The organism is Lewinella sp. LCG006 (assembly GCF_040784935.1).
Classification (GTDB): Bacteria; Bacteroidota; Bacteroidia; order Chitinophagales; family Saprospiraceae; genus Lewinella.
Genome location: NZ_CP160680.1, coordinates 3240740 through 3265448, shown reverse-complemented (window position 1 = coordinate 3265448; position 24709 = coordinate 3240740). Strand labels below are relative to the sequence as shown.

Sequence of the window (24709 nt, the reverse complement as noted above, 5' to 3'; positions counted from 1 at the left end):
GAGACAGCACAATGACCTTCCATTACACCCACCCAACGCTAATACTTAATTACTTCGGCTTTTGCAAAAGCCTACCCAACCCTTATGTTCACACCTGCGGTCTAGGCATATTGAATCAAAAAACGAAACCATGAAGTTTTCAAATAACCTGTTGCTCTACAGCTTTTCTTTATTGCTCTTTTTAGGATTGAGTGCTTGCGTGAAGGATGACTGTGAACGCGAGGTCACCTACCTTCAGAGTACACCCATCTATATGACCAAGGACGCCATACGCCAAGATGAACCTGTGGTGGAAGCTGCTCGCTCGCTCGAGCATCCGGGGCAGTTTTACTACTACAACCAGTATATCCTCATTGCTGAAAAAGGGGAAGGTATTCACATCATCGACAACCGCGATCCGCACACGCCGCGTACTATTGCCTTCCTCAATATTCCCGGTGCGGATAACATGGCGGTAAAAAACAACATCCTTTACGTCAACAATTTTATCGATTTGCTTGCCATCGATATCAGCAATATTGAGCAAGCTCACCTGATTGGTAGAACTGCGGATGTTTTCCCTCCGCTGTGGGAAGATATAACGACGGGGCAGGTATTGGTACGCTACGATATTAATGAGGTGACGGAGAAAATGGATTGTGCCAGCTATAGCAACCTGCGCAACTGGGGTGGTGTTTTTGTAGACAATGCTACCTTCAACACTTTCGAAGCAGGTGGTGTTGCTACTGGCTCCGACTTCAGCAATGGAGGCGTAGGGATCGGCGGTTCCCTGGCGCGTTTCAGCATCATTGGCGATTACCTCTATTCTGTGAGCGATACGGATTTGGATGTGATCAGCCTACAGCAAGCCGAAGCCCCCCAACGGGTCAACACCATCAACTTGGGCTGGGGCATTGAAACGATTTTCCCTTATCAGGACAAGCTGTTTATCGGCTCCAACAGCGGGATGTTTATTTTTGACAACAGCAACCCTGCCGCACCTACCCAACTGTCGGCCTTTGCCCATGCCCGCGCCTGTGACCCCGTTTTTGTAAAAGACAACTACGCCTACGTAACCCTCCGTGACGGAAGCACTTGTGAAGGTTTTGTCAACCAAATGGACCTGGTGGACATCACTGATCTAACCAACCCTATCTTGGAAAAAAGTTTCCCTATGGCCAACCCCCACGGATTGACCATCCGCGACAACAACCTTATCCTTTGCGAAGGCACCCACGGCTTGAAGGCTTTTGATATCTCCGACCCCAAAATACTCGATCAGCACCTGCTGGACACCTATACCAATGTACACGCCGTTGATGCGATTAGTCTTCCTGGCAACACTCCCATTACGGTCGTCATTGGTGAAGAGGGTTTCTACCAATTTCAGTTGAATCCTACTACTGGATTTGAATTACTGAGCTTAATACCCGTCAAGTAATGCGTGGTATCTACACCTGCTTTTGTCTACTGCTCGGGCTTGCCCTGGCGGGGCAGAAGCAGGTTTTCATAGATCGGATCATCCTTCCCGGCGGTAATCTGCTGGAAGGATCGATTATTGACACCCCAGACACGGCATTCGTACACCTGAGCTTAATGGGAAGCGATAGTACCATCCGCATTCCCGTTGGGTTGATTGAAAAAATCGAGGTAGATGACAAGGGGAAGCGAATGCTCATCAATGGGCACAGCATCCCTGCCCACGGGTGGTACGGCGGCTTAAGCCTGAGTTTGCTCAGCGGACAATCTTACTTCAGCTACGACGAAACCAAACGACAATCTTTGTCTTTGGATTTGGAGGCAGGTTATTATGTCCGGCCATGGCTGACGGTAGGTGCAGGCGTAGCTTTTGATTATTACGATGAATTCATTCTGCCAGTCTACCTCCAATCCAGGGTATTCCTGACGCGCTGGGCCAATACTCCTTTCCTGCACTTGCAAGTCGGTAAAGGCATCGCCGTAGAACGGATGTTCAACAGAGAAGAATTCGACAAGTCGCACGCCAGGTGGATGTGGCAGCCTGGCTTAGGTATCCGGCTGGCGTCGAGACGCAAACAAAATCTATCGGCAGAAATTGGCTACAAATTCCAAGGCTTTACCTACGACTATCAATACCCCGACGACTGGTGGCTCATAAGAGAAGTCGAGCGCATCACTTACAAGCGAGTGATCATGCGTATCGGGCTGACTTTTTAGCTACCTAACCCTTACACCATCAATCATTTCAACAAATACGCCTGATAATCGCGGCATTCGTTGATGATGCGTTGGTAAAACTGGGTGTCTTTGTAGTCTGTTTCGATGATGCCAAAATAGTCGTAGGTTCTGCGTTCCTGCTTGGTGTAGAAGTCGTTGCGTTCGCATTTTGCGGCCATGTAGGCAGCGGCGACTTGTATTTCCTTGCTTTTGGCCGTACGGCGGGCCAGGTCGAAATATCGGCGCGCGCTGTCGGTGTCGAAGTTTTCATGATTGCCTAGAGGAAGGCCTATTTGGGAGAAGACACTTTGCCCTTTGTTGCGATAAGCACGGCTGGCACTGGAGCTACTGCGAAACAGATCGGTAGCTTTCCAAGCTTGCCCGAAATAGGACATATTGTAAAACGCTTCACCAAGATCAAAGTAGATAGATGCTGCTTGGTCGGCAGTTTCCGCAGCGCGGGCATCAAACTCCATTTCCAGCATGCGTTCAATGAGTTCAATACGATTGTAGGTGGTTACAGAATCGGGCAGCAGACAATTGACGCAATCCTTGAAGCGGCGCACAAAGGGATTGAACTGGCCATAATTGTCCTGCTCAGGCAATGGGATTTCCTGCATGGCTTTCAAGGCCGCTTCCAGGAAGCCCTGCCCCAGCAAGTGGGCCGACTTGATATTCAACAACTGGCTTTCGATGGTACTGCCATCTTTCAGCTCTACCAAATCTTTCTCGAAGCGGGTACGTTCTTCTTTGCGGCACAAGGCGATGAGCTCATCTATAATATCCAGGTCGGGGTTGGCTTTGAGTTGAGTGATGCTATACTCCATGAGATAAGCTTTCGCATCGTCTCCCTGTTCGCGGTAGAGCAGTCGAAGTTTGTCGTTGATCAGGCGAGGGAAATCTGGATAGGCTTTGTAAAATTTATATTCACGACCAAGATTTGCCAGGCGTCGTTCTTCTTCATCTCCGATTTCATCAAGCGACAATATTTCTAAAACAAGGCGAAAGACCGCTAGCTGTTCCTTTAGGGGTTTGGCTTCGATCATGTCCTCGGCTTCGGCCAGGGTGCGTTGTGCAAAATAGTAGTTGCCAGCCAACACCTCCAGGTAGCCTTGAGCGAGTTTCCATAAGGGAGGCTGCCTTAGCTTACCTTCTTTCAACCAGCCACGAACCAGATTTTGTAGTTCAATAACCCGCTCACCAGCGTAGACCCGGGGGATGCCGTGTTGGCGGACATTATTGGCCCGAAAGGGATTAATACTCTCTCCCAAGAGGTCTTTTTCCAATTTTTGCAACTCCTTTACCAGCAGCATTTCCAGTGCCTGGTGTTGGGGGTCAAAAGCATAGATATTGCGCATTTCTTCTATCAACAAAGCGTTGCTGCTATTGGCTCGGAGCACGTATAGGTTAGCTCGTTCGTGATCGTTTTTACACAACAACAGACTCTGCTCCCATTCTTCGTTGGTATCAATGCGGAAGCTACGATAGGCACTTTCTCTTTTGCCGGGGCATTTTTCGAAAATCCTGGAGTAGAGGTAGGCAGCCTCTGGTCGTTTGCCAAGTGCCTGGAGGGCACCGGCTTTATGCCCCCATATCCAGTACTCTACGATGGAGGGGTCGTAATCTATTTTCGGAAGGTAGTAATCTACCAACTTGAGGGTTCTTTCGTAATTTTTGCTGTAATGAGCCAGGCGAATGGCTTGAAAAGCGTAGCGCAGCTTGATGTAATCGGATTCGGTTCGGAGAAAGCGGTCGTGAGCTTCATCGATGAGGCCGCTCATGGTTAAGGTATCACGATTGATATCCCTCCAGGTATCGGCGGGTGCTACGACGTGAGGTTCGCAGGTTTTGGCAAACATGAGGTAGTCGACGGTTTCCCGGCAACTATGCTTTACCAGGTACTTTGCCCAGCTGTTATTCGCGAGAGTACCCCCCAATCGGCGAGAGGGGCTGCCCGGCTCACTGTCCATCGCGAGCAGCAAATCCTGTAACTGGAACCGTGAGGCTTTGTATACGATGTAGCTGATGTCTTCAACTTCCGCGTTTTCGCAATACCGTTCCTCCCATTCTTTGGCATTGTCCAATTGGTAAACCTCTTGTTGTGATTTGAAAAAATCCTCATGGATTTGGGTAAAATCCAGAAAAAACGGCGCCAATTCACTATCAAATTTAGTAATCTCCGGATTGATGAAGCTATACCCGTAAAACGGAACATAGCCCGCTCCACAGTCGCTGCTAATGGTCAGCGGGCTGCATAATAAACCAAAAAAAGCAAGCACGTAAAACACGCAATTGTTGCGCATAATTATTCCATTTCATTTTTGAGTACCGCCAGGCAACGCTGCAAATCTTCCACCGAAAACTGGCTCAGCAATGCGCTATCCAGGTGATAAAAACTAAGGTAAGCATCTTTGCTGGTGGCCACAGAACGTAAAAGTCGTGCCGCATCAATCAGTTGTTGAGGGCGGATGGTTTCCAGTCGTAGCTGATCACCGCGATACAAATAATAGCCTTCAAGATACGTACTTTTGGTGATCTCAAAACGCTCTCCATCTTCCCGTATCAATGATTTTGCGCCAATTGCTGCCAATGACTTGGCGGTAAGCCCCGGCAATAATTTGATCATCTTCCCTTCTCGGAACAAAACGCCCCAATTGAAAATAGGCAGTGCCAGGTCCAGCGGTAATGGGTACGGCGTGGTGGTCTTTAAGTAAGGCCGGGCTTTTTCCAGATTGAGGATAGAATTGGGTTCCTGCCAATCCGTAAGATCGCCCATATTGTAAAACATGAGCATAGCCCGGTCGGCAGGCGGCACACCCGTTTTTTCGGGATAACGATACTGGTGCAAGCGCAAGGTCACCGATAATTTCGTAGTGGCTGGCAAACGCTCACGAACCAGCTTTAGTAGTTGAAAATAAGCATCACGCGACCCTTCTGTCCAATCGCAATCCAATTGAATCTCGCGAGGCTCGAGCCCTGGCCAGCGTGAGGCTATTTTCTGGAGGATGCGTTCGGCCAGGTCTTCTCTTTTCGCCGCTGCGAGCTTTACCATGGTTTCATTGGTAATGAAAACAGTGGGAACAATATCGTAATCGGTCCATTCTCCCCGTCTCTCCAGCGTGGCCTGGGGGACTGCTTCATTGTTGCCATCCTGCCAAGCTACATCAAAAAATTTCACGTACAGGCGACGTGCATTTATCTCCTGAAGGTAGTGCTGCTCAATGTTGTCCACCTCCATCTGTGTCTGCCAGTGGTAGAAGGCCGGTTCGATTTGAGTAGGTTCGGGGGTGCAAGCAGAGAGCAAGCAGAGAAGTAAGAGTAGCATCAAAGTGGGAAGTCGGAAGTCGGAAGTCGGAAATGGGAAAGCGGAAGTCGGAAGGAATGGGACACACGAAAAAAAAGAGAAATACTCTCCACTAGGTGACTCCAACACTTCCGACTTCCGATTTCTGACTTCCGATTTTATCTGAGGAGATGCGATACATCCTTTGGTATGTGGAGACGCAATACATCGCGTCTTTACACCTTCGATCAATTCCATCTCCCAGGTTGTTCCATGCTGATCCAGGCGGTTTCGGGGAGGAGTTCCTGCATTTTTTGGAGGAGGACTCTTTCTTCGAAGCGGACATTAGCGGAGAGCGCCCGGCCCAGCAGGTCGAGCTCTTGGGGGAGATCGGCTTCAGGGGTTATGGGTAGTTTTTCAAACGCCTCTCTTAGTGCCTGATGCTCTGCTAATACCTGCGTGACGAGGCGCTGGAGTTTGTCGCCATAACGTTCGGCAAGAGGAAGAAGGACCTTTTCCTCCCAGGCAAAATGAGCTTCGATGAGATCAGTGTAGCGCTCAAGGGCGTATGCCCGTTGCTCGTTGGGGGTAGCAGGCATATTTTTGTAGGCCGGCACATCGTGTTTGAGAACTTGGGCGAGTACCAAGAGCTGGTGGTGTTCGCGAGAGAGGGGCATGAGTGCAGGATGTCGTTTCATAAGTAAGGGCTGTCATAAAAGACAGGCAATATACCCTATAATTGGGAACTAAAGAGCCAGCTAGCTCGTTGTATAAGCAATGTGAGAAAAGAGAAAATATTTTTTTCACAAACTCTTGCATACAGCTATAATTCGTCTTATATTTGCGTCGCTTTAAGAAATTAGAGTTGGTTTTAAAGACCTATGGTGTAATTGGTAACACAGCAGATTTTGGTTCTGTCGTTCTAAGTTCGAGTCTTAGTAGGTCTACAAAAAATTGTTTCATTAGGTGTCATAGTGTTCCAAAATGTTGGAAACAAAACCTAATCGCAGCATTTACGCGGCTTCTCCTGTTTCATAGTGTGTCATAGTATTTCACGGTGTGTCACAGCAGAAGCCTTTTTTTTGTACCCAGGGTTGTACCGATGCCTTTGCTCTTTGGTTCATTTGGTAACTTCTCAATTTGGTACAATGAACTATTTCAGCAAGATTCGCTATTCCCTGCTCTTTAATCGCAAGGGTCGGCTAAACCTCACGGGGGAAGCTTTGATTCAGATTAAAGCCTATCAGGATGGCCGCAATCGCTATTTTTCCACTGGCATAACGATCCGTCCGGAATTTTGGGACAAGCGCAACCGGAAAATAAGTCCTAAGCATCCCAACCACTTCGTTTACAATCAGCGGATAAACCAACAACTCCACGACATGGAAGCGTTCGAAATCCAGATGATAAATCAGCACGGTACTTTCCCGCTGGATCGTCTGGACGAATACGTTAATGCTTCTACCTCCCTACAAATCAGCTCCTTTTTGGCCTTTTTTGATCGGCACCTGGAACAGCACGAAATGAAGCCCGGAGCCTGGAAGATGTACGCCCAGACCCTAAACAAGTGGCGCGAATTCCGCAAAGAGGTTTACTTCCTGGAATTGAATTATAAGCTGGTTAAAGACTTTGATCGTTACCTACGTGACCAGGGGCTTTCTTTGAATACCATCAAAAAGCACCACGACCGCACCACGACGGTTGTCAATTATGCGATTCGGGAAGATTATCTATCTACCGACAACCACCCCTATAAGCGATTTAAAGCCAAAGGCGAAGAGCCAGACCGCCCGTTCCTGACAGAGGAGGAATTGACGGCCATCGAGCAATTAACTTTCTCCCAGGAAGAAGCCTTTTTAAAGCGTGTAAGAGATATTTTTCTATTTGCCTGCTATACGGGTCTAAGGTTTGGCGATGTGAGTAAATTACGGGTTGCTGACGTTACCGAAACCGCCCAGGGCTATGTGCTCAACCTAACCGCCCAAAAGACCAACAAACGGTTGGAACTTCCTCTTAATTTCCTCTTCCGTAATTGTGACCAGGGCAACAGCAAACCGGAAGCGATAATAGGTCGCTACCTGAAAGAAATTACTATTTTGGGGAACAGCGAGCAAACCGCTCATTTGCCCCTGTTTAAGATAAGTAACCAATACCTTAACCGATCACTCAAAACCGTTGCCGAACGAGCCGGAATCCGCAAAAAAATAACCGCACATGTAGGCCGTCGAACCTTCGCCACCATCATGGCCAGGAAGGTAAAAGCGCCAATCCTACAGCGGCTACTTCAGCACTCCCGGCCAGACATGACCAATATATATATTCATTTGAGCAACAAGGATATAGAGAGTGAATTACAAGCGATTGAATGGTAAACGAAAAGAAAGTTTCGATTAAGTACTTCCTGAATAATCGTATAAAGGGAGAGGAATATAATGGTGAAATATATCATCCTCTATATGCAAGAATTAATTTTCTAGGAAACAATACTAAAATACGGGTCTCAGATCGGTATGATAAACTATTATTCATAACTGAGAAAGACTTTGGAAAAATCGAACCTTACTTAGACTCTGATCCAATAGAAAAAGGTTTTTTGAAGCATGGTAAGGGAGGACTAGATATTTTAAACCATGAATTAATAATCAAAAAAGCAATTAAACGACAGTATAAAATTGATGGCGAAAACTTCAGCTTTCCCGTTTTTACAGAAAATCTAAAATTCTGGCAAAAGGACATTTACAGCTATCTAAAAAAAGAATTACTCGAATACTTGAAAGAATTTTCTAGTTCTAACTTAGAACTCAATAAGTACAACTCAATTAATTTTCAGGAGCTAATAACTACTGATGCAGAATTTGTAAAATGGCAGAACTTAACAGCCCACCAAAGTCTACCTAAATGGTTAGAAATCAATATAAAAGCTACAATATCCTATTTAGCGTTCAAAACTCAAATGTTGTATTGGCACAATGCAAAAGCATATAATTCTGTGGGAGAGCCAACTGTAAAGGGAACTGTTTTTTCTTGGTTGTTTGAAGATGAAAAAGATCAATTCAGTAAAGAATTACAGGGGAATCTACTTCCTTTAGAAACCAATTATACTTCATCCGTTTCACGGCATTTGAGTTCAGAATTTGTAAAACAATTCGCTCCACTCAAATCAGAAGCAGAGCTTTATGTAAGAGAGCTGGTAAATATTTTTTCGTGACCAATATTTGACTTTGTGCATTTTTTTACATTACCTTTGTTGCGTCACAAAGAGCAAAGGTGTTTTTTTATGCACAATAAACATGCACAAAAATTAATTCTGGTCACTTAAAACAAAAAATATGCAAACTCCTGAGAATTCTAGCTCATCAATCTTAACTGTAAAGGAAACTGCAGCACTTTGCTGTGTAAGTAGATCAACATTGCTCCGATGGAGACGTGAAGGAAAAATCCGTTGTGTGAAAATTGGTCGACGTGTACTTTTTAATCGAGAAAAAGTTTTAGAAGACTTAGAACAATTCTCCGTCGAAGCTTCAGAAAGCGTCGAAGCTGCTTAAAACAAAAAAGTGGTTTGGGGCACTATCCCAAATCCACTTCAATTATCCAACAGTGCGCAATGCACTACAAAATTATGGTATGGCAAAGTTACGTAAAAACCTCGAAAAGGTCAATATCTCCGACCTTTCTAGTCGCTATCCTAATCTCGCAGCCTGTCTGGCCATTAACGAAGATTTAGACCGGATAGAGGCGATGATCCCTCACCTGGACGGGATCACACTTCAAGCAAAAGATTCACAAGTCCTAAACGATTTAGTTAGTACCGATTTTTGCTCACACGCTGAAGTGTTGGGCCTACTCGGTCCAATGCATTCCGCTTACCTCATGTCAATTTGTGAGCGTATGGATTTTGAGCATAGAGCCGAGATCACGCAAAAATTCATCAGCAGTCTCAACGATCTACTGATTTACCATGAGAAGCGGTTTACAGGCGACGAAATCAAACGATATAAAGCACTACAGGAATTTGCCCTAGTGTAAAGAATCCTCCTGTGGGTCTTGTGAGGGCTTGACCGAACAAAGGAGGGCTGTTAGCGAAGTAGGTGCCGGGTGTGAGCCTGGCACCCTTCCAAAATCTTCGCAGACAGCGAAAAAAAAGCCCTCAGACAACGCCTACCCCCCCCTAACTCCAATTTTCTAACTTGACACGTGCCGCCACGGTAAAAAGTACCGTCTTATGTATATAGATAATCCATTACTTGATACAGTAGAAACATCTGAGACACTTTCCCCGATGATATGGGAAGAGGAAACCGTAGTTATTGGATTGCCCGACGAACGGGGACGTCCTCTCAAAGAAACCGCCGTATTAGATCGAAAAATACGAACCCGGTATAATCGGAGACGAGGTTACAAAACGTATTTAGGCGTTTACGAAAACGCAATCGCCCGGGAAGCTGCCTTAGACTACGTAAGAAAGAGAATCAATCCGCTTACACCCATTGAGTCCGAATGCTTTTCATCATACATCAGGAATATTGGTTTGTGCTGCCACACTTCCTGTATGCGGGAGTATTCAGACAGCACCATCGAATATATCGCCTCCCACACCTGTAAGCACAAACTTTGCGCCGTCTGTAATGCGCAGCGATGTAAAAAGACCAGGCGACTGTATCGCAGCTTTTTCGAGAAGAACCCGGACTTACTAAAAAGCAAAACCTTCCTCCATTTGACACTAACTGTCCCGCACTCTTCCAGTGGTTGGAAAGGGAAGAAATGGTATGGCCAAGATTTAATCCAATTATATAATAAGCTCCGCCAAAACCGAAAGTGGAAAAGGCTAGTCTATGGCGGTGAATTCGGGGTAGAAGTCACCAGGAACGACAACGGCTTTCACATTCACATCCATTCGTTGGTGTTGGTCAAGAAGTTTGACGAGAAGGGCAACTACATTGAGCAATCAAGGAATAAGCTTCACAAAATCATTCTGTTGGAGTGGAACAGATTAACGGCTGGAAGTAGTACCAAATCATCATTTACAGAGGATGAGTTAGAGGGAATCAAGAAGGGAAACAAATTACTCACCGATAGCGATTTAGCGACCTTAGACCCTAGCGGTGCCACCTTCATTGGCCTTGACGGACTGTACGTCACAAGCAAAGAGAAAAGCCCCGGTTATCAGTGGTGTGATCGCTTGCAGACTCATCGCAAGTATATTAATCAACAAGACGGTTTAGACAGTGTAATGTCCGGGATAATGGAGTGCATCAAGTACCACTTTGAGCCGATGGCCATGCTTGAGAACGGGGAGTATGATTTTGAGCTAATTATAGAAATGCTACCAGCTACCAAGGGCAAACGATTTTACGGAAAATTTGGTGCCTTCTATGCCTCATCGAAGAACGCACACTCCGATGCTAAAATGCTAAGTTTCTCCCATAAGAGCGAAGCGGAAGAACTGGTAGACGACCTAAAGGAAACCGGGCGGGAACAAGTAACCCACCCAGAGACCGGAGAGCCTACCGAAAAAACTGATTATCGGTACTTCCTGGTAAGTATGGCAAAAGTTTTCTTTGATTCCGACGATGATTACCGGATCAAAATAAGCCCGGATCATCAGGTGAACTACTTGTACGTAAACTCCTGTATCGAGGCACTTGCCATTATGCAGGAACTAGGGGGAAAAAGCAATTCCAGATCAAGGACACTTGACACCAGGAAAGCTCTTAAAAAGCGAATAATTCAACCCAAAGTCATTAACCATTCAACTAAAACGATATGCTTAAATTAATCATTACGGGCAGGGTAGGTAAAGACGCCGTCATTCGTCGTACTACCGGAAAATCTGTCGTGAGTTTTCCAATTGCCAACAACGAACGCTATACCAGCAAGGACGGCACAAAGCACGAAAAAACCACATGGATAGACTGTGCACTGTGGCAACACGATGAGACTAAAATAGCCTCCTATATCACAAAGGGTCAGTGGCTGTACCTAGAAGGAAACCCCACCGCTAGTGCCTATCTGAAAGAAGATGAGATTATTGCCACACTTAAATTGAATGTGACAAAAATAGAATTTGTAGGAGACAAGAAAGCAGAAGACCCAACAGCCAATTGGTAAAAGTAAAACCCCGTTCGGCAACGCCTGGAAGCAGACCGAAACGGGGCATATCTAACAAAAGTTAAACATGCAAAATTATGAAAACTTTACAGACGCTACCACAGGACAAGTCTTTCTTTGACATCTACGCTGGTTTGGCCAAGTCAATCACGTCGGCGGGCCTATTTGCCCAGGTCGTGAGCGGCCTAACGGAAATCGGTATTATCTACACCGGGACCAAACAAGCCTTGGCACCGCTGCACCTTGGCAACTGGGGGCTATTGCTGGCCGTGATTGTTGCCTTGGTCGCTACGGCCACCATCGAGGGCGGCTTACGCAAGACGTTCCCGAAAGCCGTTGATAGTGTGCTGTATGGCCGTTGGCACGGGCTACACTTACCGATCTCTATTTTTGTGTGGCTCCTGGTGATCGTACTAACGGCCACTTCCGGTATTCTATCATTCCGAAACAGTACCGTGATCGTGGAGGACATGACCCCGGAAGCAACGGAGAAAACGACGGCCACCGCCGACAGTACCTACCGGGAGGCAATGGCCCTGCATCGAGCCACCTTCCAGCAAGACAGCACCATGATCGAAACGACGTACCAAGGCCAAGCGACGGCCACGGCCACCGCTTACGACGGAAAGATCAACGCCAAAACGGAGCAGTTGCGCGGCTACGAAAGCCGGGAGCGCCGAACCGGGAACAGCTACGCCAGCAGCAAGGATCGAGTACGCCAGCAACGGGCGGAACTGGAAGCGGAAAAAGCCGCTGCCCTGGCAACACTGGCCACCAGCAAAGCCGAAGAACTGGCCGCTATTAAAGCTACCTTCCGCAGCAGTACCCAGGAGGCCACCAACACCCGGAACATGGCTACCGCCGAAGTGAAAGAAGAGAACAAGCAAGCCGAAGCCGAGCGGCTGGCCACCGTCAACGGTTACGGTGGTGATTTGGGCTGGTTTACGGTGGTGTGTCTGTTCCTGTTCTCCGTCTCTGTCGTCTTAGATCGTATCTATCAGAAAGGAGCCGGCATTGAGGAAAGCGTACAGATCGAGGCTTACGACTTTCGCCCTGGAGCTTTCCAGGAATGGTGGTCGGCCATTAGTGAGCGGATCAGCTACAGCCTACACAGCAAGATTACCGCCTTTGCCAATAGTACCCCCTCCGCGCCCCTACCCGCCCAACCAGGAGCCGTTTACGATCTCGCGGAAGCCTTGCAGCACGTCACCATAAAACTACAACTGGAACAAGCCGACGAGGAAGAACAACGGATCGTGTACCTGAACGCTAAAGAGCCGGAAGAGAACACCCCGCCCCAACGTCGGCAGATCGGCTTTCAGCAGCACGGAGACGCGGAAAACTCGTGTGACCTTTATAGCACACGAAACACGAACGATGCACACACGAAGCACGAACACGAAACCGTGGATTTACGGGAAGCCAAGCAGCGGCTAAAGATGTACAAAAAGCGACTGGGTAGCCATCAGCAAAAGGCCATCAAGCAAGAAGAGAACAGCGGGAAAGTATGCAGACGAACCGCCGATGCTATCGCCAACAATAAAGGATGGATAAGCCATTACGAAACCCTAATTACTGACCTTCAGAATTCAGCACAATGAACATTATAAAAATAGTCGTTGAACCTTCAGAAGATCAATCGGGCTGGTATCTCTTATCCGTGGCTATCATTTCACGCCCTGGATACTGGAAAGCATACCGTAAATCTATCGGTCACTACCCGACTTTAGCAGATGCGCAGCACGTCGCCAATACTGGTAGTAAGATTCACGAACGGTGGCAAGCTGAGCAAGTATTTGGTATTAAACTAAGCCTTGATTTTGAGGCGTAACCTTTATAAATTGAATTATCATGAACATTCAAAAAATTTATGACAAAGCTATAAGTAGCGATGTAGTACCTGAGTTAATCCTCAATTATAAACGCTCTACTATTTCTAAAAAGCGGCTTGATACTACAGAAAAAAGGGTGGATTTTTTATTGCAAATTTTTGACCCTAACACCTTTGACACGAAAGAGGAAATGGTATTATTGATCTTGGATGACTTGGATCATCCAGTTTGTTTTTATCGCCTGGGAAAAGGAACCGGTGATTCGGTAGAGGTAATGCATAAAGATTTGTTAGCCATCTTGATAACGAATCATACGAGTAAATTTATCATTGCTCATAACCACCCAGATCATAATCCTTTGCCTTCTTACGGAGATATAGAATTTGTTCACAACATTCGTATGAGAACCATAATGTTCGGGATCGAATTCGAGGACAGCATTATCATTAGCAGGTTAGACCCAGAAGCAGAGGAAGGCGAAGAGGAATATGATGTACCACACTATTTTAGTTTAGCAGATAACAATTTACTCTTTGCTTAGCATCCCGTAAGAACATAATTTTGAATTTGGGCGGCTCTTACCTACTTAGGGTAAGGGCCGTACTTTTGCTTGTTCCTCTCGTCCAATCCGAGGTTGTTTTAAAGCCGCTTATTCATTGGTTCCATGCCCAAAAACAGCCACAAAACAGCCAGAAAAAGGGCAAGAAACAGCATGAAAGAGGCCTAGAACAGCCACAAAACAGCCAGAAATCGAACAGGAATGACCGATCGACAATCAAACGACCGGCGCAAAAATACTGTCAAAACAGCCTCACCTAAAACCAGCTGGCATCCATAGAATTAATGAGGGCTCAGGATTTTGCAACAGACTGGAGTATCTCCTTATTTGGGGGTGATCTCCGGTACACTCTTATCTTATCGATCATCCTCTGTTTTGATGATGGTGGCCATGGTAATGAAGTGGAAGATATCGCATCCCTTATTCCATGGGTAAGAGATCCAAAATTCATAGCCTGGCCAATGGATAGACAAGTTTGCTGAAGTATCCTCAATCCTGATGATACCCGCAGTTATAAGGATATGGCCAGGTATGAGAAATTGCTCCGGACAGAATATTTACTTAATTTGCTATTATTTTCTAATAAAATCGTATCACAATGAAACGTAAGTATGTTAAAACTAGCTGTCACGACAGCTATGAAGGTGCAGCAGCAAAAGCACAGGAAATGCGCACTAATGGTCAAACAGCATCTATTCGAGACACAGCAACGGGTACATGTATTTACAGCGCAGGCGAACGTCTGGGGCGTAAATCTAAACCAGTTTCGGGAACTCCCGGCGAGACTATTGGAGCTGGTGAAAAAGCTTCTATAGCTGCCTCTCAAACCTCATAAGCTAGATCAATAAACCGTGGCTCATATATTTTCATCGTTAGCCTGTAATTGTCGTAGTTTGACATTTCAAAAGCGACAAAAAAAGGGGTATCAACTATGTGGTTCGTGGCCACGGTTTATATTTTCCATTTGCTAGTAGTTCCTTATATTCCCGCACTTTTTGTACTCAAATGAATACCAAGGCGGTCTAAATGCACTTAACACCCTGAAAAACAAAGGACTGTAAATTTCTTAGTAGGTCTACAAAAAAGGTTCTTCGCAATACGCGGAGAGCCTTTTTTCATTTCAGCACTGTAAGTTTCTTTACCATTATTTATTCAGCTATAAGCTTTTGCGCCCTCCTATTCTTTGTTAGCCACTGACTAACAGCAGATTAACCCCTCTTAATTCTCCCTACCAGACCGTTTTTTACTATCTTTAATATAATCTTATGATGTAGCGCCTATGTGTTGCCGCCATTGAGAGGTCTTAAAGCAGGCGCTTTTACCCCAAAACACCTCCCGTATGCTCTTGCAGTACGGGCAAAAACCCGGATTCATCGCTGTGGGGCGATTGTTTCGCAGCGTTATTCTTTTATAACCAATATCTAAACGCATGAGTACATCTAAGATTTTAATTGCCGGACTCGTCGGCGGGGTAGTTGCCTTTTTATTGGGGTTCTTGATCTACGGACTGGCCTTGAGTAGCTTCTTTGAGCAACAGGCTGGCTCCGCTACTGGGGTCATGAAGGCTGAAGCCGATTTCAACTGGATCGCCATGATTGTGGGACACCTGTCCTTCGGCTTTCTTATTGCTGTTATCTATGGCCGCTGGGCCAATATCAGCACTTTCCCAACGGGTGCCAAGGCCGGAGCCGTCATTGGGTTTCTGTTCTTTCTCACCACAAACATGATCAACTACGGCTCCACCAACATTATGACCCTTACCGGCGCGCTGGCGGATACGGTCATCGGTGCCGTAATGGCAGCCATTATCGGTGGTGTGGTAGCTTTGATACTCGGTAGGGAGAGTAAGTAAAGTAATGTGAGGTTTGCCTTTATGTATGATCATCTAAAAAGAGAATTTTTATAAGGCAAACCTCACTTTATGAAGCATTTAGTAGAGAGTAAAGGGATTTAATAGACCCCAATTTGAATACGCTCGTAGAAGGTGAACACCCCCACCAAAGTCCAAAAGCAAAAGCCCATCCAAAGCACTATCTGGCAATCTTCGTATCTTGCCCTTGAAACCACACCTAGTCAGACCATGCATGCTCACCCTTCCTCTTGCCGCACTTGGGCTACCTATCTTGCCTACTGTTGTACGTTAATCTTACTGGTAATTAATTCCTCCCTGAAGGCGCAAGATCGCCCCGCTTACTTTGACGGGCCTTATGTTTTTCAGCAAAAAGACAGCCTTAGGATCAAATGGATTGAGCGCGGGTTTCCGCAGGACACCATGATCGCCCGCGCGGATGCTACTGTTTTTGAGCGAGACAGTCTTCCTGTCGTTAATTTACAAGCTTTGGCGTTTCCGAAGGCATCTACCAGCACTTATGCAGGGGTCGAACGGATTGTGGTTATCAGTGATGTACATGGGCAATATGAGCTGATGCGTAAACTACTCTTGGCTAGCGGCGTGATTGATACACTCAACAACTGGAGCTTGGGCCAGGGCCACCTCGTAGTTATTGGCGACAATCTAGACCGGGGCGAGCAGGTATTGCCCATTTTGTGGTTGTTTTTTAAGCTAGAGCAACAGGCCCTTGCCCAGGGTGGTCGTTTGCACCTTCTACTGGGCAACCACGAGCTGATGGTCATGAATGGTGATCTCCGTTACCTCAATAAAAAGTACAACTACACAGCCGGAGCTTTGCGGACGCCTTATCCACAGTTATTTGCGAAGGGGAGTGTGTTGGGCGACTGGATAGCTCAACACCAGGTGGTCGTATCGATCAATGAGCAACTTTTTTTACATGCCGGTCTTTCGCCGGAAGTATTGGCCCTGGAGCTAACGCTGGATGACTTGAATGCCATCTTCCGCGAACGTATCCTGCGGCAACCCAAAGATAGTATTGACGCTGATCCTCTATTGAAGCTCTTGTCGGGTGAAGAGGGGCCACTCTGGTACCGTGGTTATTTTGGGGACAAACCCCTCAAAAAAGGGAAATTCGGACGCCAACTCAAACAATATCATCAGCAAAGAATCATCGTAGGGCATACCAGCCAGAAGGAAATTCAAACCCGCTACAGCGGCCGACTTATTGTGGTCGACTGTAGTATCAAGCTAGGGCAAGAAGGACAAGTGCTGTTGCTAGAAAAAGACGCGTTGTACATCATCGATGAAGATGGGGAACAGTTGCCACTAGCCGTCGTCAATGATCCTCCTTCGTCTAGTCTACAGGAAGTACTAATGGCAAGTACGACGCGTCCTCAGCTTGTCTTACGCACCGACTTTCTGCAACTCTCACGGCGAAGAGCCGATGAAGAATACCAGGCTGCTGAAGTCTCGCTACGTACTGATGACCTCGAGCATACCCTGCCAGCACGGGTACGGGTGCGTGGTAATATGCGCAAGGAGGTTTGCTCATTGCCCCCTATAATGATTGACTTGCGTAAGTCTGATTTGGATTCCCTCGAATATCTCCGCCACGACAAGCTCAAACTGGTGATCCCTTGTCAGCAGCGGACCTTCAGTCAGACCAATATCTACAAGGAGTACCTGGTGTATGAATTGTATCGGCAGATCAATGACCATGGTTTTAAAACCCAGCTCGTAGACCTTGAGATCATTTCCCCGAAGAAGGAATACGAAATGACGGGCTTTCTGATTGAAACGGAGCAGGATTACACTCACCGTACGGGCGCAATGGTTTTGCAGTCGGGCCAGGCCTCGGCTTCGGCTGTTGACCGTCAGCGCTTTTTGCGGACGATGTTTTTCCAATACATGATTGCCAATACGGACTGGTCGGTATGGAACAAACATAATCTCGAGCTTGTCAAGTATCCCGATAATCCACGGACGGAATTCATCGCCTATGATTTCGATTACGCTGGTTTCGTAGGCAACAACTACGCTGTACCGGCAGATATACTCCCCATTAAAAGTATCCACGACCGCCATTTTTTCTCCTACCCTACTACTGATGAAGAAATTGAAGAGGCCATTGTCTATTTTCTGGAGCAGGAAGAGGCCATCTACAACATCTGTGCCGCTGCTGACTATCTCGATGCAGCAACCCGAATAAGTTGCCAGGATTACTTGCGGCCTTTTTTTGATCTATTGCGCGATCCCCAGCGGTTTAAACGAGCGATCGGACGGTAGCAGTCCTAGTTAAATATTCATTAAAGTAGCTACCTCCCCCCACCAGGCACGTCTTAAGACAGTTATTAGGTGTTACTTTTATACCACAAAAAATCAACCAAATGAACTGGAAAAGAACAATGATGCTCCTGATGGTAGTTGCAATGGCGCTACCTGCTTTCGCGCAAGTAAAAGGAGCCCTCGGCAAACTCAAGCAGCAAGCACAAGACGTCATCAGTGGCGAAACGCCCCTCTCGCAAGAAGAAGTAGGTGCAGGACTCAAAGAAGCGCTAGACCTTGGCGTTGGGAAAGCGGTCACCTTCCTTTCGGCCGAAAACGGCTACCTGGGCAGTTCCTACAAAATCCTGGTTCCGGAAGAAGCACAAAGTGTGGTCAGCCGCCTCAAAAGTGTACCTGGATTCGGCGATATCGAGGAAAAGCTGGAGGAAAAAATGAACCGTGCAGCAGAGCTGGCGGTCGCTAAAGCAAAACCGATCTTTGTCGATGCAATCAAGCAACTCACCTTCCAGGATGCCATGAGCTTACTCATGGGCGATAAAGATGCTGCTACCCGCTACCTGGAACGCACCACTACGCAGTCTTTGACGGCAGCTTTTCTGCCCATCATCCAGCAAAGTCTTGATGAAGTCAATGCCCGCGAATACTGGCGCACAGCCGTCACGGCTTACAATCGTATTCCGCTCGTGCAAAAGACAAATCCCGAACTCGACCAGCACGTGACCGACAAGGCACTGGCGGGCCTTTTTCGGTTGGTAGAAGTGAAAGAACTCGAAATTCGTGATAACCCAGCCCTGCGTACCAGTGAATTGCTACGCAAGGTATTTTCGAAGCAGGATTAAATTTTGCTAAACTGGACTTTCGGTAACTTCAGAGGAATAGCTATCCGGAATGCCGAAAGTCCAATTTACATTCTTGTGTTCTGCCTTGGCATTGTACCTTTGTTTTTCATAAACAAGGCTACTTCATGAAAAATACGGGGCATACGATTATCCATACTCTCTGTATAACTATTGAGGATAAGTACTACGATTACGAAGTAATGATTAGTCTTATCGGAGAAGTTCTTGTGGTAAACAGCCTGATTGAGCGTTTGCCTGAAGCGGCCCAAAAACTCACCTTGGGTGCTGATTACAAAAAGCATTTGCAAGAAATTCATCTTTACGGTGAATATCTAAAATACGTTATCCCTGTTGAGTTGAACCCTATAAAGGAAAATGAAACTTATACCTTTTTTGACCAACCGCTAGTCATCAACACGGCCGAGCTTCTTTTTTCTCAGGAAAGCCTGGCAGACATAAAAATAAAGCTAGCGGCGCTACGGGAAGAGCTAGGGATACAGAATAAGCAAGATACCACTACCCTACCTCAGTCGGCATGGATGAAAAGTTATTGCCAACTCCTCCATAAATATGAACAGTCAACACTTAGTAAAGAAGAGTTCCTGGCTATACAAGGCCTAAGGAGATTGTTCTTAAAAGACGTTGACAAATACCATACTGCATTTTTTCACTTAACCCCCTTAGCGCCCGAAAATGCCGACGGATACTTGAAGCTATTTTGGGAACTAATCCCTCGGCTATACGCTCTCCACTCCCCTAAAGGTGATGCTAGTCATCTACGTCGAAAACTCTTTGAGGTGATCATAAAATACGAGGGAAATTCAACGAAAGAATGGTTGTTAAGTATTTTTCAATCTCCCGAACAAAAAAATTTTCACGCCATGGCATTAAACGCCTTGGCCGTGTATCAAGAACCAAAATACTATCAATTAATCATTGATTACTGCAATGAGCATTTCAAGAACAACGCAAAGGGGAGTGGTGTATTGCAGGTCTTAGAAGGCATTTTAAAACTAGCTCCTTTTATTGATCGCTGGGCAATTGAATTAGCTCGGCATTTTATCCGCCAAAAATCGGAGTATGAAATTAGCTATATCGCTTATTGTATCTTACGAAAAGGAGGGCTTAGCGAGGAAACTATTATGGCAGAGGTACTCCCTTCCTTTTTAAGCAAAACAGAAACAAATACTTTGTTTAGTGATATGTGCCTATTTACGTTTGTGATCAAAAATGAAGACTTACTTCCTGATGCAGGCCTATTACTGGACATTATTATTCATCATCTTGAACAAATCAATAACAAGATTACAGCAGCTAGTTTAGCTATAACACACTTTACCCACCTGATCCTTGAGAAAAAATTCACACCTGAGCTATCAGACCGCTTATACCAGCTTACTTTTCACGAGGTTGCTAAAGTTAGGGAGCTGGCGCTTGCATGGCAGGCCTATTTGACAAGAAGCATAAAATGCGACTTTCACCCCCATAAACAACTTAAAAACCGATGCATTGAACTCTTAAAAGATGCAGATGATTATGTCATTACCGAAGCCGTAAAATGGTGTGCTTATTATGGGCTTAAAGAGGAGGATAATACTTATATCACCAAACTACTCCCCTTTGTAAATCACAAATACTGTTGTCTCCAGAAATATTCACTACTAAGCATTAATACGCTCCTCAAAAAAGTGGAATTTGATCCGGTAATTCATGATGCTTATCTTGCTTTAGCCAAAGAAAAATTTGGTTACTGTTATGATGGACAAGCCACCGTTATCCGTGCTTTACAATTGTCTCCTTCGGATAAAATTCAGGATAAGATTAAGGGAATAAAATTTGACCCAGAGGGTCGTTTCCCTATGATTTATCCCAATGAACATAACACAAGTAAAGATGACTTAAAATTCTTACAGGAAATCAGAAAATATGCACAGTACTAATGGTACACTCAAAGATTGAATTCATCTATTTACTCTTTTAAAAAACACGCAGCACTCTTCCTCGTCCAAGCGTTACCCAATCATGCCCACTTTTTCCTTATTCGATGCACTCTTGATCCTTGGCGGAGCACAAGGATTGTTTCTGGCACTGCTGTTGCAACGTCGTAAAGTAGCCAACCAACCAGCGGCTCATTACCTGATGGCACTGGTGCTATTGGTTTCTTTTTTACTTTTTGCAAAACTGGCTTACCGCTCGGAGTGGATGCACACTTATGCAGAGGTGATCTTACTACCCGATGTGATCTTGTTTGTGCTGGGGCCCTGTTTGTGGCTGTTTACGCGTCATCTGCTGCGGATGCCACCTTTGAAGATCAGGCAGTTGTGTTGGCATGCTCTGCCGGGGTTTCTCCACATTGTTATCGCTAATACGGTGCTTGGGCAGCATCTCAATGGCCACTGGCATTTCCTCAGTGGGAGCGGTATTTATATTAGTTTTTTATTCATCGAAGGCCTGGCCATGGTGAGCCTGATGGGATACCTGGTCGCTAGTTTTAAGCTGACGGAACGTACCTTGCAAACGGAGCAATACCAAGGCCACGATGCAGCAAAGCGATTTTTGCCCGCCTTTTTCCGGGTGGGGATGTTACTCGCGCTGTGCTGGGGTATTTCCTTTAGCTACCGTCTTTTTGTCTACGATCCAAGCTATCTTTTCTATCAGGTCTTCTGGTTCCTGGCGGTAGCTTACGTCTTCTGGTTGGCTTATAGTGTAGTCTTGAATACGGAGTTGTTTGATCTCCCTCCCTCTCCGATCGACCGTACCCTAAAAACCGAAGATGAGCAGATCTTAGCTAGGGTTATCACTTTTCTGGAAGTGGAAAAACCTTACCTGGAGCCACAGCTTAAGCTCGCCGATTTGGCTGAAGCGACGAGCACGCCTCGCCACGAGTTGTCACGCATCATCAATGCCGGCACCGGCCAAAGCTTCTTCGACCTGATCAATACTTTGCGTATTAACACTTTTATCGAAGCTTACGAAGCCGCCGCAGAAGACGAGAGGTCCATTCTACAACTGGCCTACCAGTCGGGCTTCAATTCCAAATCCGCTTTCAATCGTGCTTTTCGCAAGGTTATCGGCTGCAGCCCCAGTGAATACTTTAAAGAGGTGGTCGCGTCTTAGTCGGGCTTCCCAAATGTATGCGGAAGGCAAAGCCTGGAGCCGAGGCAGGAGGGATTAAGGACAAGCTGGTTCCGATCTTTCATCGGAATAGTACGCTGCGAAGCAAGCACTAGGAACGTACAAGCGGTAGCTAGCGAAGTGCTGCTACGGCCCCTAATGAATAAAGTCAGGTACTTGATTGAGCATACTTTTTTTACCAAAAAACCGTCCCACTTTGTAAAGCAGGTCGACATTTTGCGGGTTTTGCAGGTATTTGCGGTGATTTTCAATTTTATCACTCGAATTTTAATACCTCCAAAATGCTTACAAAATACTTTTCCCTTTCTCTGCTAATTTGTTTTTCGCTTGCGCTGAACGGGCAGCAAGTCAATACGGTTGTCACTAATTCGGGGATCGACGATGCACTGATCATCGACGAGGCTGGACACCTTTTCGGGGTTCGTTATCAAGGGTCCGCCATTTCGCGCTGGGTGCCTTTTGAAACCAGCACGACCGTCTTTTCTGATGGTTTTAATACCCCCAACGGCATGGCCTTTGGCCCTGACGGTATCCTCTATATGGCCGACAACGAGGGCAACAAGATTTACAAAATTGACACCGAAGGAAATGCCACTATTTTTGTGGACGACTTTAACAATCCTTCTGGTCTGATTTTCGAACTGGATAGCGACACCCTCATTGCCACCAGCTATACCGGCAACCGGATCGCAAAAATTGCCCCCAATGGCGAATGGTTCCCCTGGGTCACTGGTGACCAACTCAACGGTCCCGTAGGACTCTGCTATGATGACGATGGGCGCTTGTACACCGGCAACTTCAACAACCGCAAGATCATCCGCCTGGGAGATAATGGTGAACAAACCCTCATTGGCCAAGCCCCCGGAGGAACCAACCAATGGCTGGGCTTCATCGCCTATGCTCATGGCTACATTTATGGTACGCTTTTTACCCAACACCAAATCTACCGCATGGACCTTGATGGTAACGGCACTGTTATCCTAGGCTCCACCGCCGGCACGGTAGATGGCGATGCAAGTATGGCCAAATTTAATGGCCCCAACGGCATCGTAGCGACCCCTTCTCAAGACACCCTTTTTGTATCCGAATACAACACCAGGGCTTTGCGTATGATTACAGGCCTCGAAGATGGCACTACTGGTGCGCAAACTGCCCTGGCAACCTCGGTCCACTGGTCATTATCTCCTAATCCCGCTACTGATACGAGTGAACTGCGTTTTGAGCTACAACAGCGTAGCCACGTATCCATTCAGGTTTTTGACCAACAGGGGCAGCTAATGTTGCAAGTGTTGGACCAACAAAATCTCCTGGCTGGCACTCATCAGGTAAGCATCCCAACGGCGAAACTGCCGAAGGGGAGTTACGTGATTAAGCTTTCGCTGGATGGGGGAAGACCAGTGAGTACCGGGCTGGTAAAGCAATAAACTGGACCGGAGGGGACTGGCAAAGCTTAAGGAAGCGTTGAAGTCTTGTCTACAAATTCGCATCCAAAAGCACTTGCCAGCCCCCTTTCTCCTGTTCTTGCCAAACCAGCAGATACTTTCCGCCGTAGCTGCCGCTACACTGCCCCAGTTCCATCACCAGGTGCTCCGACACTGGTACCACGTGGATTGGTGTCAGGGTGAGCTGGTAAGAAGGATCTTTCATGTAAGTGTACTCCTTTTCCAGGGCGGCACGTCCCTGCAGCAAGGGACGATGATTGTAGTAACACGTATTTGGCGCATACATTTCCTGGATGAGTTGTTCTACCTCATGGCCATTGCAGTATTCCATCCACCGGGTGCGCGCAGCAAAAATGGCGTTGGTATCAGGCCGTAACTTGTCGTTAGGTGCAATCAATTGAAGGGCGCGTAGGGGTTCGGAGCCTTGGTTGTCCCAAACAATAACTTGCGTAAACGCTTGCTTACTCCCTGTCTTAAAGCGGCTGATTTCATAGCGGTATTCGCCCTCCTTCCCCACGGGAACACTACCGATCACCATCCGGTCTGAAACCTTGCTAGCTGTAAATACCGATCTCCAATACTTGACAATTTCAGCAGGGCCTTCTTGTACGGTGCCATCGGGCAAAATACCTACTGCCGTCGCTGTATATCGCTCCTCGCTCATATCTTGTGGAAGGAGTTGATAACCGCTTGCTACCGTGCCACAACGCCACAGCATACTCGTAGCGGCGAGGAGGATAATGAGATACTTAATCATTAACTCCCGGCTATTGCTGTACCAAAAATGCCCACCGCCAATTCAGCCCAAACCAGCAAGAAGACCAGCCCGATAGTCAAACATAAGAGGATGCGGTTGCGCCGGGTAGTGACCTTCCGCAGCACTAGCTCCACCAATAAACCAGCGACTAGCAAGAGAAATCCAACGACCAAAAAATCCAACGTACTCCATTGGACTTCAGAAGAATATTGCATTGCGATAAGCGGCACAAGCAGCAGTAAAGGGATGCTAATCAAGATGCCAATAAGCCTTTTGTTCGAAGTGATCATCATAATTTATATTTTTAAAAGTACTTTGATATTCAAAGTTAATAGTAATTTTCTTACCCTGCAAGTGGGTCGTGCTATTTGTTCCATTGTTTCACTCCAAAAAAAACTTGTATTTTGTTTATAAGAGTTGTTCTGCTGGGACAAGTTTTGC

The 24709-nt window shown here is 46.5% G+C and carries 23 protein-coding genes and 1 tRNA gene; 19 read left to right on the top strand and 5 right to left on the bottom strand.

Features of this window, described 5'->3' with window-relative positions; all coding sequences use genetic code 11:
* The first annotated feature begins 130 nt into the window (after positions 1–130).
* A complete protein-coding gene (locus AB0L18_RS11710; RefSeq protein WP_367392774.1) occupies positions 131–1420 on the top strand; it encodes an LVIVD repeat-containing protein in 1290 nt (429 codons plus the stop codon).
* Positions 1420–2175 (top strand): hypothetical protein, encoded by a 756-nt coding sequence (locus AB0L18_RS11705; protein WP_367392773.1) that lies wholly within the window; start codon positions 1420–1422, stop codon positions 2173–2175. The genes AB0L18_RS11710 and AB0L18_RS11705 overlap by 1 nt, the downstream gene beginning before the upstream one ends.
* A 23-nt stretch (positions 2176–2198) precedes the next feature.
* Here AB0L18_RS11705 and AB0L18_RS11700 read toward each other — a convergent pair whose 3' ends face one another.
* From AB0L18_RS11700 to AB0L18_RS11690, 3 genes are all read right to left on the bottom strand, one after another.
* Positions 2199–4478 (bottom strand): hypothetical protein, encoded by a 2280-nt coding sequence (locus AB0L18_RS11700; RefSeq protein WP_367392772.1) that lies wholly within the window; start codon positions 4476–4478, stop codon positions 2199–2201.
* 2 nt (positions 4479–4480) lie between these two features.
* Complete coding sequence (locus tag AB0L18_RS11695; RefSeq protein WP_367392771.1) at positions 4481–5500, bottom strand: hypothetical protein; 1020 nt, start codon at positions 5498–5500, stop codon at positions 4481–4483.
* A 206-nt stretch (positions 5501–5706) separates the two neighbouring features.
* The gene (locus AB0L18_RS11690; RefSeq protein ID WP_367392770.1) at positions 5707–6156 is read right to left on the bottom strand and encodes a hemerythrin domain-containing protein; all 450 of its coding nucleotides are present in this window, start codon (positions 6154–6156) and stop codon (positions 5707–5709) included.
* Between the two features lie 177 nt (positions 6157–6333).
* Here AB0L18_RS11690 and AB0L18_RS11685 point away from each other — a divergent pair.
* The 17 genes from AB0L18_RS11685 (at position 6334) to AB0L18_RS11605 (ending at position 23493) form a co-directional block, all read left to right on the top strand.
* Positions 6334–6405: transfer RNA gene (locus tag AB0L18_RS11685), tRNA-Gln, on the top strand.
* A gap of 201 nt (positions 6406–6606) precedes the next feature.
* The gene (locus tag AB0L18_RS11680; protein ID WP_367392769.1) at positions 6607–7830 is read left to right on the top strand and encodes a phage integrase SAM-like domain-containing protein; all 1224 of its coding nucleotides are present in this window, start codon (positions 6607–6609) and stop codon (positions 7828–7830) included.
* On the top strand, positions 7824–8666 hold the full coding sequence (locus AB0L18_RS11675; protein WP_367392768.1) for a hypothetical protein: 843 nt from the start codon (positions 7824–7826) through the stop codon (positions 8664–8666). Before AB0L18_RS11680 ends, AB0L18_RS11675 begins: the two co-directional genes overlap by 7 nt.
* Before the next feature lie 121 nt (positions 8667–8787).
* A complete protein-coding gene (locus AB0L18_RS11670) occupies positions 8788–9003 on the top strand; it encodes a helix-turn-helix domain-containing protein (protein ID WP_367392767.1) in 216 nt (71 codons plus the stop codon).
* A gap of 79 nt (positions 9004–9082) precedes the next feature.
* Entirely contained in the window at positions 9083–9484 is a 402-nt protein-coding gene (locus AB0L18_RS11665; protein WP_367392766.1) for a hypothetical protein, read from the top strand.
* 196 nt (positions 9485–9680) lie between these two features.
* A complete protein-coding gene (locus AB0L18_RS11660) occupies positions 9681–11234 on the top strand; it encodes a protein rep (protein ID WP_367392765.1) in 1554 nt (517 codons plus the stop codon).
* Entirely contained in the window at positions 11222–11566 is a 345-nt protein-coding gene (locus AB0L18_RS11655) for a single-stranded DNA-binding protein (RefSeq protein WP_367392764.1), read from the top strand. Before AB0L18_RS11660 ends, AB0L18_RS11655 begins: the two co-directional genes overlap by 13 nt.
* Before the next feature lie 77 nt (positions 11567–11643).
* Positions 11644–13167 (top strand): hypothetical protein, encoded by a 1524-nt coding sequence (locus AB0L18_RS11650; protein WP_367392763.1) that lies wholly within the window; start codon positions 11644–11646, stop codon positions 13165–13167.
* Positions 13164–13397 carry a hypothetical protein gene (locus AB0L18_RS11645; protein WP_367392762.1) on the top strand — a complete coding sequence of 78 codons (234 nt, stop codon included), beginning with the start codon at positions 13164–13166 and terminating at the stop codon, positions 13395–13397. The genes AB0L18_RS11650 and AB0L18_RS11645 overlap by 4 nt, the downstream gene beginning before the upstream one ends.
* A gap of 20 nt (positions 13398–13417) precedes the next feature.
* Positions 13418–13939, top strand: a complete 522-nt coding sequence (locus tag AB0L18_RS11640) for a JAB domain-containing protein (RefSeq protein WP_367392761.1) — start codon at positions 13418–13420, stop codon at positions 13937–13939.
* Positions 13940–14555: 616 nt separating this feature from the next.
* Entirely contained in the window at positions 14556–14792 is a 237-nt protein-coding gene (locus AB0L18_RS11635; RefSeq protein ID WP_367392760.1) for a hypothetical protein, read from the top strand.
* A 594-nt stretch (positions 14793–15386) separates the two neighbouring features.
* Positions 15387–15809 carry a hypothetical protein gene (locus tag AB0L18_RS11630; RefSeq protein WP_367392759.1) on the top strand — a complete coding sequence of 141 codons (423 nt, stop codon included), beginning with the start codon at positions 15387–15389 and terminating at the stop codon, positions 15807–15809.
* Positions 15810–16037: 228 nt separating this feature from the next.
* Positions 16038–18095 (top strand): metallophosphoesterase, encoded by a 2058-nt coding sequence (locus AB0L18_RS11625; protein ID WP_367392758.1) that lies wholly within the window; start codon positions 16038–16040, stop codon positions 18093–18095.
* 101 nt (positions 18096–18196) lie between these two features.
* Positions 18197–18934 (top strand): DUF4197 domain-containing protein, encoded by a 738-nt coding sequence (locus tag AB0L18_RS11620; RefSeq protein WP_367392757.1) that lies wholly within the window; start codon positions 18197–18199, stop codon positions 18932–18934.
* 125 nt (positions 18935–19059) lie between these two features.
* Complete coding sequence (locus AB0L18_RS11615) at positions 19060–20874, top strand: hypothetical protein (protein WP_367392756.1); 1815 nt, start codon at positions 19060–19062, stop codon at positions 20872–20874.
* 82 nt (positions 20875–20956) lie between these two features.
* Entirely contained in the window at positions 20957–22051 is a 1095-nt protein-coding gene (locus AB0L18_RS11610) for a helix-turn-helix domain-containing protein (protein ID WP_367392755.1), read from the top strand.
* Between the two features lie 299 nt (positions 22052–22350).
* The gene (locus AB0L18_RS11605; RefSeq protein WP_367392754.1) at positions 22351–23493 is read left to right on the top strand and encodes a T9SS type A sorting domain-containing protein; all 1143 of its coding nucleotides are present in this window, start codon (positions 22351–22353) and stop codon (positions 23491–23493) included.
* A 49-nt stretch (positions 23494–23542) separates the two neighbouring features.
* On the opposite strand, the gene AB0L18_RS11600 is transcribed toward AB0L18_RS11605, so the two are convergent.
* Both AB0L18_RS11600 and AB0L18_RS11595 read right to left on the bottom strand, forming a co-directional pair.
* Positions 23543–24268, bottom strand: coding sequence for a hypothetical protein (locus tag AB0L18_RS11600; RefSeq protein WP_367392753.1), 726 nt, complete (start codon positions 24266–24268; stop codon positions 23543–23545).
* Entirely contained in the window at positions 24268–24561 is a 294-nt protein-coding gene (locus AB0L18_RS11595) for a hypothetical protein (RefSeq protein WP_367392752.1), read from the bottom strand. Before AB0L18_RS11595 ends, AB0L18_RS11600 begins: the two co-directional genes overlap by 1 nt.
* Positions 24562–24709: the final 148 nt, after the last annotated feature.

Excerpts from the sequence above, each read along its gene's own strand:
- AB0L18_RS11710 (WP_367392774.1), top strand. The coding sequence starts at position 131 with ATGAAGTTTTCAAATAACCTGTTGCTCTACAGCTTTTCTTTATTGCTC.
- AB0L18_RS11705 (WP_367392773.1), top strand. The coding sequence starts at position 1,420 with ATGCGTGGTATCTACACCTGCTTTTGTCTACTGCTCGGGCTTGCCCTG.
- AB0L18_RS11700 (WP_367392772.1), bottom strand. The coding sequence starts at position 4,478 with ATGCGCAACAATTGCGTGTTTTACGTGCTTGCTTTTTTTGGTTTATTA.
- AB0L18_RS11695 (WP_367392771.1), bottom strand. The coding sequence starts at position 5,500 with ATGCTACTCTTACTTCTCTGCTTGCTCTCTGCTTGCACCCCCGAACCT.
- AB0L18_RS11690 (WP_367392770.1), bottom strand. The coding sequence starts at position 6,156 with ATGAAACGACATCCTGCACTCATGCCCCTCTCTCGCGAACACCACCAG.
- AB0L18_RS11680 (WP_367392769.1), top strand. The coding sequence starts at position 6,607 with ATGAACTATTTCAGCAAGATTCGCTATTCCCTGCTCTTTAATCGCAAG.
- AB0L18_RS11675 (WP_367392768.1), top strand. The coding sequence starts at position 7,824 with ATGGTAAACGAAAAGAAAGTTTCGATTAAGTACTTCCTGAATAATCGT.
- AB0L18_RS11670 (WP_367392767.1), top strand. The coding sequence starts at position 8,788 with ATGCAAACTCCTGAGAATTCTAGCTCATCAATCTTAACTGTAAAGGAA.
- AB0L18_RS11665 (WP_367392766.1), top strand. The coding sequence starts at position 9,083 with ATGGCAAAGTTACGTAAAAACCTCGAAAAGGTCAATATCTCCGACCTT.
- AB0L18_RS11660 (WP_367392765.1), top strand. The coding sequence starts at position 9,681 with ATGTATATAGATAATCCATTACTTGATACAGTAGAAACATCTGAGACA.
- AB0L18_RS11655 (WP_367392764.1), top strand. The coding sequence starts at position 11,222 with ATGCTTAAATTAATCATTACGGGCAGGGTAGGTAAAGACGCCGTCATT.
- AB0L18_RS11650 (WP_367392763.1), top strand. The coding sequence starts at position 11,644 with ATGAAAACTTTACAGACGCTACCACAGGACAAGTCTTTCTTTGACATC.
- AB0L18_RS11645 (WP_367392762.1), top strand. The coding sequence starts at position 13,164 with ATGAACATTATAAAAATAGTCGTTGAACCTTCAGAAGATCAATCGGGC.
- AB0L18_RS11640 (WP_367392761.1), top strand. The coding sequence starts at position 13,418 with ATGAACATTCAAAAAATTTATGACAAAGCTATAAGTAGCGATGTAGTA.
- AB0L18_RS11635 (WP_367392760.1), top strand. The coding sequence starts at position 14,556 with ATGAAACGTAAGTATGTTAAAACTAGCTGTCACGACAGCTATGAAGGT.
- AB0L18_RS11630 (WP_367392759.1), top strand. The coding sequence starts at position 15,387 with ATGAGTACATCTAAGATTTTAATTGCCGGACTCGTCGGCGGGGTAGTT.
- AB0L18_RS11625 (WP_367392758.1), top strand. The coding sequence starts at position 16,038 with ATGCATGCTCACCCTTCCTCTTGCCGCACTTGGGCTACCTATCTTGCC.
- AB0L18_RS11620 (WP_367392757.1), top strand. The coding sequence starts at position 18,197 with ATGAACTGGAAAAGAACAATGATGCTCCTGATGGTAGTTGCAATGGCG.
- AB0L18_RS11615 (WP_367392756.1), top strand. The coding sequence starts at position 19,060 with ATGAAAAATACGGGGCATACGATTATCCATACTCTCTGTATAACTATT.
- AB0L18_RS11610 (WP_367392755.1), top strand. The coding sequence starts at position 20,957 with ATGCCCACTTTTTCCTTATTCGATGCACTCTTGATCCTTGGCGGAGCA.
- AB0L18_RS11605 (WP_367392754.1), top strand. The coding sequence starts at position 22,351 with ATGCTTACAAAATACTTTTCCCTTTCTCTGCTAATTTGTTTTTCGCTT.
- AB0L18_RS11600 (WP_367392753.1), bottom strand. The coding sequence starts at position 24,268 with ATGATTAAGTATCTCATTATCCTCCTCGCCGCTACGAGTATGCTGTGG.
- AB0L18_RS11595 (WP_367392752.1), bottom strand. The coding sequence starts at position 24,561 with ATGATGATCACTTCGAACAAAAGGCTTATTGGCATCTTGATTAGCATC.